The organism is Nocardioides taihuensis, assembly GCF_042657275.1.
Classification (GTDB): Bacteria; Actinomycetota; Actinomycetes; order Propionibacteriales; family Nocardioidaceae; genus Nocardioides; species Nocardioides taihuensis.
In genome coordinates this window covers 737,207-749,427 of the sequence record NZ_JBHSKD010000027.1, presented here as the reverse complement: position 1 = coordinate 749,427, position 12,221 = coordinate 737,207, and the positions used below count along the sequence as shown (strand labels likewise).

10 protein-coding genes and 2 tRNA genes are annotated in these 12,221 nt (G+C 72.6%); 11 read left to right on the top strand and 1 reads right to left on the bottom strand.

What is annotated here, in order from left to right; genetic code table 11:
• Nucleotides 1–49: 49 nt before the first annotated feature.
• From ACFPGP_RS21615 to ACFPGP_RS21570, 10 genes are all read left to right on the top strand, one after another.
• Nucleotides 50–1,168, top strand: coding sequence for a PP2C family protein-serine/threonine phosphatase (locus ACFPGP_RS21615; RefSeq protein WP_378593298.1), 1,119 nt, complete (start codon nucleotides 50–52; stop codon nucleotides 1,166–1,168).
• A gap of 137 nt (nucleotides 1,169–1,305) precedes the next feature.
• Nucleotides 1,306–1,379 (top strand) — tRNA-Gly (locus tag ACFPGP_RS21610).
• A 45-nt stretch (nucleotides 1,380–1,424) separates the two neighbouring features.
• Nucleotides 1,425–1,497: transfer RNA gene (locus ACFPGP_RS21605), tRNA-Pro, on the top strand.
• Nucleotides 1,498–1,580: 83 nt separating this feature from the next.
• On the top strand, nucleotides 1,581–2,993 hold the full coding sequence (tig, locus tag ACFPGP_RS21600; RefSeq protein WP_378593296.1) for a trigger factor: 1,413 nt from the start codon (nucleotides 1,581–1,583) through the stop codon (nucleotides 2,991–2,993).
• A gap of 59 nt (nucleotides 2,994–3,052) precedes the next feature.
• Nucleotides 3,053–4,189 (top strand): esterase/lipase family protein, encoded by a 1,137-nt coding sequence (locus ACFPGP_RS21595; RefSeq protein ID WP_378593294.1) that lies wholly within the window; start codon nucleotides 3,053–3,055, stop codon nucleotides 4,187–4,189.
• A gap of 35 nt (nucleotides 4,190–4,224) precedes the next feature.
• A complete protein-coding gene (locus ACFPGP_RS21590) occupies nucleotides 4,225–4,710 on the top strand; it encodes an SRPBCC family protein (protein WP_378593292.1) in 486 nt (161 codons plus the stop codon).
• A 148-nt stretch (nucleotides 4,711–4,858) separates the two neighbouring features.
• Nucleotides 4,859–5,479 (top strand): ATP-dependent Clp protease proteolytic subunit, encoded by a 621-nt coding sequence (locus ACFPGP_RS21585; protein WP_378593585.1) that lies wholly within the window; start codon nucleotides 4,859–4,861, stop codon nucleotides 5,477–5,479.
• Between the two features lie 4 nt (nucleotides 5,480–5,483).
• Nucleotides 5,484–6,092 carry an ATP-dependent Clp protease proteolytic subunit gene (locus tag ACFPGP_RS21580; RefSeq protein ID WP_378593290.1) on the top strand — a complete coding sequence of 203 codons (609 nt, stop codon included), beginning with the start codon at nucleotides 5,484–5,486 and terminating at the stop codon, nucleotides 6,090–6,092.
• Between the two features lie 113 nt (nucleotides 6,093–6,205).
• Nucleotides 6,206–7,489 (top strand): ATP-dependent Clp protease ATP-binding subunit ClpX, encoded by a 1,284-nt coding sequence (gene clpX / locus ACFPGP_RS21575; RefSeq protein WP_378593288.1) that lies wholly within the window; start codon nucleotides 6,206–6,208, stop codon nucleotides 7,487–7,489.
• A gap of 178 nt (nucleotides 7,490–7,667) precedes the next feature.
• A complete protein-coding gene (locus ACFPGP_RS21570; protein WP_378593286.1) occupies nucleotides 7,668–8,573 on the top strand; it encodes a hypothetical protein in 906 nt (301 codons plus the stop codon).
• Nucleotides 8,574–8,588: 15 nt separating this feature from the next.
• On the opposite strand, the gene valS is transcribed toward ACFPGP_RS21570, so the two are convergent.
• Nucleotides 8,589–11,225: a valine--tRNA ligase gene (gene valS / locus ACFPGP_RS21565; RefSeq protein ID WP_378593284.1), complete on the bottom strand. Its 2,637-nt coding sequence runs from the start codon at nucleotides 11,223–11,225 to the stop codon at nucleotides 8,589–8,591.
• A 77-nt stretch (nucleotides 11,226–11,302) separates the two neighbouring features.
• On the opposite strand from valS, the gene ACFPGP_RS21560 reads away from it, so the two are divergent.
• Nucleotides 11,303–12,205 (top strand): GNAT family N-acetyltransferase, encoded by a 903-nt coding sequence (locus ACFPGP_RS21560; protein WP_378593282.1) that lies wholly within the window; start codon nucleotides 11,303–11,305, stop codon nucleotides 12,203–12,205.
• Nucleotides 12,206–12,221 lie beyond the last annotated feature (16 nt).

Below are 12,221 nucleotides of genomic sequence, written 5' to 3'. Positions count from 1 at the left end.
CCGCTGGCCCTACAGTTGCCGTCCGGGTGACCGACCGGGAGGTTCGCTGATGACGCAGCTGCGGGACTCCGCACGCGCGCCCCACCGGCGACCGCTCGACCGGGCGCCCGACTGGCTGGTCGGGCGCGAGGCGCAGACCGATGCCCGCGAGCTGCGGCTGCTGGTCGTGCTGACCGTGGCGCTGGCCGCCTGCGTGTGGCGGTTCCCCGACGCGGTGCCGCTGGGGTCGCTCGTGGTGCCCCTGCTGCTGGCGGGGTTCCTGCTCAGCCCGCGCCGGCTGCCCTGGTTCGTGGTCTTCGTGCTGGTCCTGGTCGCGGTGCTCGCGCTGCGCCTGACCACCGACGACATCGACGAGCGCGACACACTGGCCAACGCCCGCGCCCTCGTCGTCGTGCTCGTGGCCGGGATCGTGCTGTGGCTCTCCCGGCGCCGCGCCCGGCTCGGCGTCGGTGGCGCGCTGGGGGAGTCGATGCTGGTCGACCTGCGCGACCGGATCCTGGGCCAGGGGCGGATCCCCGAGCTGCCCGAGGCCTGGTACGCCGAGACGGCGCTGCGGTCGGCCGGCGGCTCCCCGTTCGCCGGTGACTTCGTGGTGACCGCGCTCCCGCGGCGCAGCGGCCGGTTCGAGGTGGCCGTGGTCGACGTGTCGGGCAAGGGTGAGGCGGCCGGCACGCGCGCCCTCCTGCTCTCCGGTGCCCTGGGCGGCCTGCTCGGGGCGCTGCCGCCGGCCGACTTCCTCCCCGCCGCGAACGACTACCTCGTGCGCCAGGGCTGGGAGGAGGGGTTCGCGACCGCGATCCACCTCTCCCTCGACCTCGGGACGGGCGAGTTCGAGGTGCGCAGCGCCGGCCACCCGCCGGCCGTCCAGCGCATCGCCGGCAGCGGGCGCTGGGTCGCCTTCGACGACCCCGGTCCGGCGCTTGGCCTCTTCGACGACCCGGTCTTCCCCGGGGCGACCGGGCGCCTGCGGTCGGGTGACGCGATGCTGCTCTACACCGACGGCATGGTCGAGCGGAGGCGTCGCGACATCGGCCTCGGCATCGACCAGCTCCTCGGGCGCGCCGAGGACCTGCTGCGCGGCGACGTGACCGGCGGGGCTGCCCGGCTGGTCGAGCAGGTCGGCGCCCGCGACGACGACCGCGCCCTGCTGCTCGTGCACCGCCGGTGACCCGGCCGTGACCACGCAGTGACCAGCGCGGGGCCGGGCGGGCCCCTCGGTTGGGGCCTGCGACCCGCCCTGTGGCACGATGGCCCACGCGGATTTCCGCCTGCCGGCGCGCGTGCGCGGGCCGGGGGGACCGGCGCGCGGATGTAGCTCAATGGTAGAGCCCCAGTCTTCCAAACTGGCTACGCGGGTTCGATTCCCGTCATCCGCTCCAGGGGCCCGGCAGGGCGTCCGCCCGGGCGGCCGACCGGCCTTCTGGCGGGGCGTGGCGTAGTGGCTAGCGCGCCTGCTTTGGGAGCAGGAGATCGCAGGTTCGAGTCCTGTCGCCCCGACGTACGACCCGAGCACGACCTGAGCACGACCAGAGGCACCAACCGAAGCACGACCTGATGCAAGGACTGACAGGAGACAACTGGTGAAGAGCGCCGTCGAGACCTTGAGCCCGACCCGGGCCAAGCTGACCGTCGAGGTGCCCTTCGAGGAGCTCAAGCCGAGCCTCGACGCGGCGTACCAGCAGATTGCCCAGCAGATCAACGTGCCCGGCTTCCGGCGCGGCAAGGTGCCGCCGATGGTCATCGACCGCCAGGTCGGCCGCGGCGCGGTGCTCGACCAGGCCATCAACGACGTCCTGCCCAAGAAGTACGTCGAGGCGCTGCAGTCCAACTCACTCGAGCCGCTGGCCCAGCCGGAGATCGAGGTGACCCGCTTCGAGGACAACGAGGCGCTGGAGTTCACCGCCGAGGTCGACGTCAAGCCCGAGATCGAGGTGCCCGACTTCACGGGCATCGAGGCGCAGGTCGACGACGTGGAGATCACCGACGCGGACGTCGAGGAGCAGCTGCAGAACCTCCGCGAGCGCTTCGGCTCGCTGACCGACGTCGAGCGCGCGGCTGCCGACGGCGACTTCGTGGTGCTCGACCTCGTCGCCACCCAGGACGGCGAGGCCGTCGAGGGCGCCGAGGTCAGCGGCATGTCCTACCAGGTCGGCCGGGGCGGCATGCTCGACGGTCTCGACGAGGCGCTGGTCGGCATGGCCGCCGGCGAGGACAAGACCTTCACCTCCGAGCTCGTCGGCGGCGACCTGGTCGGCCAGGCGGTCGAGGTCAGGGTCACCGTCACGCAGGTGCAGGAGCAGGAGCTGCCCGAGCTCGACGACGAGTTCGCGCAGATGGCCTCGGAGTTCGACACCGTCGAGGAGCTCACCGCCGACGTGCGCGAACGCCTCGGCCGCGGCAAGCGCCTCGAGCAGGCCGCCGCCGCCCGCGACGCCGTCCTCGAGGCGCTGCTGGAGAAGGTCGAGGTGCCGCTGCCCGAGAGCCTGGTCACCGACGAGCTCAACGCCCGCCGCCAGAACATGGAGCAGCAGCTCGCCTTCGCCGGCATCACCATGGAGAAGTACCTCGAGGACGAGGGCCAGACCCAGGAGGAGTTCGAGGCCGACCTCGAGCGCCGGGTCCGCGACGCCGTGGCCGCGCAGTTCGTGCTCGACGAGATCGCCAAGCGCCAGGAGTACGGCGTCGACCAGAGCGAGCTCTCCGCGCACCTGGTCCGCCGGGCCCAGCAGTCCGGCCAGGACCCGCAGGAGTTCGCCAACCACATGTTCGAGCACAACCACGTGCCCGAGCTCGTGCAGGAGATCCTGCGCGGCAAGGCGCTGGCCGCGGTCGTCGAGTCGGCCGTCGTCACCGACGCCTCCGGCAACCACGTCGAGCTGGAGAACCTCCGCCCCGACGGCACCATCGGCGAGCCGGAGCCCGAGGCGTCGGCCGACGCCGAGACCGCTGCCGCGGGCGAGGCCGACACGGCCGCCGAGGAGCGGCAGGACTGACCCGCGCCGCGCCGTACCGGTGAGTGAACAGGCGTTCACTCACCGGGTACGGTGATGTGGTGCAGGTCACCTCGCCGCCGCCCGGGGCGCCCGACGTCTGGGACGCACTGTCCCTGCTGTCGGAGGTCGCCGACGACCTGGTGGTCGGCACCGTCCGCGACACCCACGTCGCCTGGCTCGACCGCGCCGGGGGCGGAGCGCTCCACCGGGGCGTCGCCGGCGCCGTGTACGGCGGCCTCGGCCTCGGGCTGCGCGCCGCCTCGCGCGGGCTCGCCGCCGTGGCCGGCACCGGCCCCCGCCTCGAGGCGCGCCGCGAGGGCCGCTTCGCGGTCGCGGCCGTCAACGGCCTGATCGGGGACCACCTCGCGCAGGAGCGTCCGCGGCTGGCGGTCCCGATGGCCGTGCGCCACGGTGGCTGCGACGTCGACGTCGAGCCCGCCGCGCTCGCCGCCTCCTTCCCGGACGCCCGCGGGCGTCTCGTCGTCTTCCTGCACGGCCTGTGCGAGGACGAGGAGTACTGGGGCCGCGGGCGCGAGCGGCTCGGCACGACGTACGGCGAGATGGTCGCCGGGCTCGGCTGGACCCCGGTCTTCCTGCGCGCCAACACCGGCCTCGGGCTCCGGGAGAACGGGGCGGCGCTCTCCTCGCTGCTCCAGCGGCTGGTCGGCGCGTGGCCGGTGCCCGTGACCCGGGTCGCGCTCGTGGGCCACTCGCTGGGCGGGCTGGTGCTGCGAGCCGCGGGCGCGGTGGCCCACGCCGCCACCGAGCCCTGGACCTCGCTCGTGAGCGACGTCGTCACCCTGGGCACCCCGCACCTCGGCGCCCCGCTCGCCACCGGGGTCGGTCACGGCAGCCGCGGTCTCGGACGGCTCCCGGAGACGGCGGCGTTCGGCCGGATCCTCGACCGGCGCTCCCGCGGCGTGCACGACCTCGTCGCCGGGCTGGCCGAGGACGTGCCCCCGCTGCCGCACGCCCGCTACCGCCTCGTGGTCGCGACGCTGAGCCGCTCGGCCCGGCACCCCGTGGGCCACCTGCTCGGTGACCTGCTCGTGCGTCCCGCCTCGGCGGTGGGCCGCGACCGCCACGGGCGCGAGCTGTTCCCCGGGGCCCACGTGCTCCACGTCGGTGGCACCGGTCACCTCGGCCTGCTCAACCACCGAGACGTCCATGTCGCTCTGCGAGACTGGCTCGGCTGAATCCCCCCAGCAGTTCCGCGACACCGAGGAGCCCCGTGGCCGACCCCAGCCCTCTCGCCGGCACCGTCGAGATCGCCGCGCCGCCCGACAGTGTGTGGGACGTCGTCGCCGACGTGACCCGGATGCCCGACTTCAGCCCGGAGCTGCGCCGGCTGTGGGTGGTCGGCCGCCGGCGCGGCCCCGGCGCGAGCCTGCAGGGTGCGACGCTGCTCGGCGTGAACCGTCGCGGCCTCGCCGTGTGGCCCACCACCTCCCGGGTCGTGCGCTGGGTGCCCGGGCGCGCAGTGGCGTGGAAGACCCGCGAGTCGGGCGCGACCTGGAGCTACGAGCTGGAGCCGACGCCGGCCGGGACGCGGCTGGCGGCCCGGCGCGAGCTGCCGGCGTTCACCCTCGGCACGACCCTGCTCGGCCCGCTCATCGGCGGTGCCGCGGGCCACGACCGCGAGCTGGCCGAGGGCCTGTGGACCACGCTGGAGCGGATCCGCGAGGTCGTCGAGGCCGGGGCCGCCACCCCGGCCTGAACCCGGATCGGGCGCGGCCCGTCGGCGGCCTCGCCCGCACCCCTGTCCACGGCCTCGTCTGCTGTGGGCGAACAGCGGGGGATATGTCGTGGAAGTCGCCGCGCTTGCGGCTAGGGTCGCAGACGTGAACCACACCGACAGCCCCCAGATGAACGGGCCCCAGATGAACGGGGCCGGGTCGATGTACGGCCTCGACGACCACATCTACCAGCGCCTGCTGCGCGAGCGGATCGTCTTCCTCGGCTCGGAGGTCCGCGACCAGAACGCCAACGCGATCTGCGCGCAGCTGCTGCTGCTGTCGGCCGAGGACCCCGAGGCCGACATCTTCCTCCACATCAACAGCCCGGGTGGCTCCGTCGACGCCGGCATGGCGATCTACGACACGATGAACTACATCCCCAACGACGTCGCCACGGTCGGCATGGGCCTGGCCGCGTCGATGGGCCAGTTCCTGCTCTGTGCCGGCACCAAGGGCAAGCGCTACGCCCTGCCGCACGCGCGGATCATGATGCACCAGCCGTCCTCCGGCATGGGTGGCTCCGCTTCCGACATCAAGATCCAGGCGCAGCAGTCGCTGCACATCAAGCAGGTGCTCCTCGAGCTGATCGCCGAGCACACCGGCCAGACCGTCGAGCAGATCACCACCGACGCCGACCGCGACCGGTGGTTCACCGCCGACCAGGCGCGCGAGTACGGGCTCGTCGACCAGGTCATCACCAGCGCCCGCGAAGCGGCCGACGACGGCCGCCCGGCGCGGCAGAAGGACTGAGGACATGAACTACTACATCCCCCAGTGGGAGGAGCGGACGTCCTACGGCTTCCGCCGCATCGATCCCTACGCCAAGCTGTTCGAGGACCGCATCATCTACCTCGGCACCCCGATCTCCGACGACGTCGCGAACGCGGTCATCGCCCAGCTGCTGTGCCTGCAGTCGATGAACCCCGACCAGGACATCAGCATCTACATCAACTCGCCCGGCGGCTCGTTCACCGCCCTCACGGCGATCTACGACACGATGCGGTTCATCCGTCCCGACGTGCAGACCGTGTGCATCGGCCAGGCGGCGTCGGCGGCCGCGATCCTGCTCGCGGCCGGCACGGCCGGCAAGCGGATGGCGCTGCCCAACAGCCGGATCCTCATCCACCAACCCTACACCGAGGGCACGTTCGGCCAGACCTCCGACATCGAGATCCAGGCCAACGAGATCCTCCGCATGCGCGAGCTGCTCGAGCAGATGATCAGCGAGCACTCCGGCCGGCCGGTCGAGGAGGTCAGCCGCGACATCGAGCGCGACAAGATCCTGACCGCCCAGGGGGCGGTCGAGTACGGCCTGATCGACTCGGTCCTCGAGTCGCTCAAGGGCACCCCCGCCCTGACCTGATCGAGCCCCTGACGGACTTTGCTCGTGTCCCGCGCCAAGCGGGGCCCGGGCGAGGTACCGTCAGGGAGCTTCCCAGCACCGCCTGTTGGACTCGAACCGGAGGATGATCGCCCGTGGCACGCATCGGTGACGGTGGCGACCTGCTGAAGTGCTCCTTCTGCGGGAAGAGCCAGAAGCAGGTCAAGAAGCTGATCGCGGGTCCCGGGGTCTACATCTGCGACGAGTGCATCGACCTCTGCAACGAGATCATCGAGGAGGAGCTCAACGAGGGGGCCGAGGTCACCCTCGACGAGCTGCCCAAGCCGCGCGAGATCTTCGAGTTCCTCAACTCCTACGTGATCGGCCAGGAGCACGCCAAGAAGTCGCTCGCCGTGGCGGTCTACAACCACTACAAGCGGGTCCAGGCCGGGCTGCAGACGATCGGCGGGAAGCACAGCAAGGACGAGATCGTCGAGGTCGCGAAGTCCAACATCCTCGTCATCGGCCCGACCGGCTGCGGCAAGACCTACCTCGCCCAGACCCTGGCCCGGATGCTCAACGTGCCGTTCGCGATCGCGGACGCCACCGCGCTGACCGAGGCCGGCTACGTCGGCGAGGACGTCGAGAACATCCTGCTCAAGCTGATCCAGGCGGCCGACTACGACGTCAAGAAGGCCGAGACCGGCATCATCTACATCGACGAGATCGACAAGGTCGCCCGCAAGGCGGAGAACCCCTCGATCACGCGCGACGTCTCCGGCGAGGGCGTGCAGCAGGCGCTGCTGAAGATCATCGAGGGCACCACCGCCTCGGTCCCGCCGCAGGGCGGCCGCAAGCACCCCCACCAGGAGTTCATCCAGATCGACACCACGAACATCCTGTTCGTCGTGGGCGGCGCCTTCGCCGGGCTCGAGCACATCATCGAGCAGCGCGTCGGCAAGAAGACGCTCGGCTTCACCGCGGAGGTGCGCGGCCAGGCCGAGCGTGAGTCCGAGGACCTCCTCCTGCAGGTGCGCCCGGAGGACCTCACCAAGTTCGGCCTGATCCCCGAGTTCATCGGCCGGCTCCCGCTCATCGCCAGCGTCTCCAAGCTCGACCAGGAGGCGCTCGTGCAGATCCTCACCGAGCCGCGCAACGCGCTCGTCAAGCAGTACCAGAAGCTCTTCGAGCTCGACGGCGTCGAGCTCGAGTTCACCCCCGAGGCGATCCAGGCGATCGCGGACCGGGCGCTCGAGCGCGGCACCGGTGCCCGTGGGCTGCGCGCGATCATCGAGGAGGTGCTCCTCCACGTGATGTACGACGTGCCCTCCCGCGGCGACGTCGCCAAGGTCGTGGTGACCTCCGAGGTGGTCACCGACGAGGTGGCGCCGACGCTGATCCCGCGCGAGGCCGAGGCCAAGAAGAAGAAGTCCGCCTGAGGCCTCCCTCCGCGCCCTCCGGGGCTGCGGGCGGCCCGTCCGGGCCCGCCACCCCGGGGTGACCCGTGGTTCGTCGGGCTATCCGGGGTAGTCAATTCGGACTATATTTCGTCAACCGTTCGTCAACGGACCGTCAGGCAGGCAGGATGGACGTGTCCCTCGACGGAAGGCCGGAGCCGTGAGAGCCGAGCACAAGCGACCACTCGTCGCGTTCGTGCTCGTCGGCGTGCTCTGCGCCCTGGTGTTCGCCACCGCGAGCCGCCAGACCGTGCCGAACCTCGCGGGCAACATCGCCGCCACTGCCGTGGGCGTCTGGGAGGATCCCGTCTCGTGGCCGGCCTTCGGCCCCGAGCCCAGCGAGGCGCCGGCCGAGGCGGCTCCGCCGGTCTCGCCGCAGGTGACGCCGGTCGTCCCGCCGAGCTCGCCGGCCCCCGTCGTACCCGCGCCGTCGTCCCCGTCGACCGGGCAGTCCGGCGGGGAGGGCGCGCAGGGCGGCTCGGGCACCGCCGGCGAGGACGTGAGCACGCCCGGCCACCAGGGCTCCGGCCAGCACGGCTCCGGTGGCCCGCAGGGCGGCGACACCACGGTCGACCCCCCGACCCCCGGCAACGGGAACGGCCACGGCAACGGCGTCTCGGACCCGGGCGTCGACAACGGCAACGGCGGCAAGGCCGACCAGGGCGGCCAGGCCGACCCCGGCCCGGCACCCGACAAGGGCGACGGAGCCGGTGGCCCCGGCAACGGCCAGGGCGGGCAGCCCGACAAGAACCCCCCGCCGCCGAAGAGCGACCAGGGCGGCAAGCCCGACCCGGCGCCGGGCAAGGACGGCAACCCCGGCCAGGGCCCCAAGCCCGACCAGCCGCAGCCCCCGGGCAAGAGCGACCAGGGCGGCAAGCCCGACCCTGCGCCGGGCAAGGACAACCCCGGCAAGGGCAAGGGCCAGGACAACCCGGGCCAGTCCCAGGACAACCCCGGTCAGGGCGAGGGCAAGGGCCAGGACAACCCCGGTCAGGGCAAGGGCAAGCCCGGCGCGCCGGTGGCGACGCCCGCGGCCCGCGGGCCGCTCGCGCCGGTCCGGGGCTGACCCGACCGGTCTTCCCTAGACGGGCTCGTGCCCGGTCGGGGCGGGCTCGACCGGGGCCAGCTCGGCGTCCACCGAGATCTCGGTGGCGTCCTCACGCTCGGTCAGCAGCAGCTCGCCGGTGATCTTGCCGGCCTTGCGCAGGTCGTGGGTGGCGGTGCGGACCATGGCCAGCAGCGCCGACGGCCCGGTGATCTCCACCCGGGAGAGCTCGGCGCGCATCGAGACCTTGGCCTGCGACTTGGCGCCGCGGATGCCCACCAGCGCCGCGGCGACGGCGTCGATGGTGGCCGGGTCGGCCGCAGCGGCCGAGCCGAGGTCGGCCGAGACCGGCCACGACGCGCGGTGGATCGACCCCTCCTGCCACCACGACCAGACCTCCTCGGTCACGTAGGGCAGGAAGGGCGCGAGCAGCCGGAGCTGGACGTGCAGCGCGATGGCCAGGGTGGCGCGCGCCGAGTGGGTCGGGTCGCCGCCGTCCTCGTCGTAGGCGCGCTCCTTGACCAGCTCGAGGTAGTCGTCGCAGAACTCCCAGAAGAACTTCTCGGTGACCTCGAGCGCGGTGGTGTAGTCGTAGGCGTCGAACGCGTCGGTGGCCCGGCCGACGACCACCTCGAGCCGCGCCAGCAGGGCGCAGTCGACCGGTTCGCTGACCGCGAACCTGTCGAGCGACGAAGCGCCGATGCTGCCGAGGACGAACTTCGAGGCGTTGAGCACCTTCATCGCCAGCCGGCGCCCGACCTTCATCTGCGACTCGTCGAACGGCGAGTCCATGCCGGGGCGCACGCAGGCGGCCCGCCAGCGGACGGCGTCGGCGCCGTACTTGTCGAGGATCTCGGTCGGCACGACCACGTTGCCCTTGGACTTCGACATCTTCTTGCGGTCGGGGTCGAGGATCCAGCCCGACAGCATCGCGTGGCTCCACGGCGTGACGCCGTGCTCGTAGTGGGCCCGGACCACGCGCGAGAACAGCCAGGTGCGGATGATCTCGTGGGCCTGGGTGCACAGGTCCATCGGGAACACGCGCGTGAACAGGTCGTCGTCGGTGCTCCAGCCGCCCGCGATCTGGGGGGTCAGCGAGGACGTCGCCCAGGTGTCCATCACGTCGGGGTCGCCGATGAACCCGCCGGGCCTGCCCCGCTGGTCCTCGGTGTGCCCGCGCGGGGTGTCGGTCGAGGGGTCGACCGGCAGCTCCGCCTCGCTGGGCAGGAGCGGGTGGTCGTAGTCGGGCTCGCCCTCGTCGTCGAGGGGGTACCAGACGGGGAACGGGATGCCGAAGAAGCGCTGGCGCGAGATCAGCCAGTCGCCGGTCAGCCCACCGACCCAGTTGTCGTAGCGGTGGTGCATGTGCTCGGGCAGCCAGGTGATCTCGCGGCCGTGCTCGAGCATCTCCTCGCGCAGCCCGGCGTCGCGGCCGCCGTTGCGGATGTACCACTGCCGGGTGGAGACGATCTCGAGCGGCTTGTCGCCGCGCTCGTAGAAGTTCGCCATCCGCGTGGTCGGCGTCGGCTCGCCCTCGAGGTCGCCGGACTCCCGCAGCATCGCGACCATCTCCTCGCGCGAGGAGTGCACGGTCTTGCCGGCCAGGCGCTGGTAGGCCTCGTCCGCGCCGGCGAGCCATTCGGGCGTCTCCCGGGCCAGCCGCCCGTCGCGGCCGACGACCGTGCGTACGGGCAGCGCCAGGTCGCGCCACCACTGCACGTCGGTCAGGTCGCCGAACGTGCAGCACATCGCGATGCCGGCGCCCTTGTCCATCTCCGCCGCCGGGTGGGCGAGCACCGGGATCTCGACCCCGAAGACCGGCGAGGTGACCGTCGTCCCGAACAGCGGCTGGTAGCGCTCGTCCTCCGGGTGCGCGATCAGGGCCACGGCGCTGGCGATCAGCTCGGGCCGGGTGGTCTCGACGTGGACCCGGGTGCCGTCGGGGCGGTGGTAGGCGACCCGGTGGTAGTGACCGGGGTACTCGCGCGCCTCGATCTCGGCCTGCGCCACCGCGGTCCGGTCGGTGACGTCCCAGACGGTCGGGGCGTCGTGGAGGTAGGCCTCGCCGCGGGCGAAGTTGCGCAGGAACATGCGCTGGCTGATCTCGCGGGCTCGGCTGCCGGCGGTGGTGTAGGTCTGCGTCCAGTCGACCGAGAGGCCGAGGTGGCGCCAGAGTGTCTCGAAGACCTGCTCGTCCTCGACGACGAGCTGCTCGCACAGCTCGACGAAGTTGGGCCGGCTGATCGGGAGCTGCCGCTTGGGGTCCGGATTCTCCGGCGGGGTGAAGTCGGGGTCGTAGGGCAGCGACGGGTCGCAGCGCACGCCGTAGTAGTTCTGCACCCGGCGCTCGGTGGGCAGGCCGTTGTCGTCCCAGCCCATGGGGTAGAACACGGACTTGCCGCGCATCCGCTGGTAGCGGGCGATGAGGTCGGTGTGGGTGTAGGAGAAGACGTGCCCGACGTGCAGGCTGCCGCTCACGGTCGGCGGCGGCGTGTCGATCGCGTACACGTCCTCGCGCGGCCGGGTGCGGTCGAACGCGTAGGTCTGGTCCTGGTCCCAGCGGGCGCCCCACCGGTCCTCGAGACCCTCCAGGGCCGGCTTGTCCGGTACGACGACGTCGCTGGCGGGCGGCGTCGTCGGCGGCAAGTCGTGGTGCTGCTGGGTCTCGGTCATGTGGAAATCCTAGGGGTGGGTGCTCCCGGGCCGGAAACCAGTTCGGCGGACGGCGACGACGGCTCTAACCTGCGCGGATGCCGACGCTGGACTTCCTCGACGATCCTCGGGACTTCCTCGACGCAGCGGGGGAGCACCTCGCGGCCGATCCGGTGCAGAGCACGGTGGTCGCGACGGTGACCGCACGGGCGGTCGAGGAGGACGCCGCCGGGGTGTCGCTGCCCCTCGGGCTGGACCGCTGGTGGGCGGTCGCGCGCGACGACGCGGGGCGCGTCGTCGGCACGGCCATGCGCACCGCACCGGCCCCGCCGTTCCCCGTCTTCGTCTCCTCGATGCCCGAGGACGCCGCCGCCGCCCTGGGTCGCGCGCTGCTCGCGCGCGGCGCCCTGCTCACCAGCGTCAACGGCGCGCTGCCCGCGGCGCGGACGTGTGCCGAGGAGGTCGCGCGGGCGACGGGCGGCCGGGTCGTCGTGGCCGAGCACACCCGGCTCTTCGAGCTGCGCGAGCTCCGCGAGCCGCGGCCGGTGCCGGGGCGCCTCGTCACCGCGACGGCGGACGACGTGGACCTCGCGGTCGCCTGGTTCGACGCCTTCGCCGTCGACGCCGACCGCCAGGCGGGTCGCGAGCCGGTGCCCGACCCGCTGCGCCACGACCGCCCCGCGATGGAGCGCCGGGTGGCCGCCGGCCGCGTGTGGCTCTGGGAGGACGACGAGGGACGCCGGGTGCACCTGGTCGCCGCGAACCTCCCGGCGTACGGCGTGACCCGGATCGGCCCGGTCTACACCCCCGCTGCCGAGCGCGGGCGCGGCTGGGCCGGCGCGGCGGTCGCCGAGGTCTCGCGCCGGGTGCTGGCGGCCGGGGACCGCCCGGTGCTCTACACCGACCAGGCGAACCCGGTCTCGAACCGCGTCTACGAGCGGCTCGGGTACACCGCCGTGGTGGACCAGGCCAACCTCGAGATCGTGCCCGTGGACGCCTGATCAATAGACTCGGCCC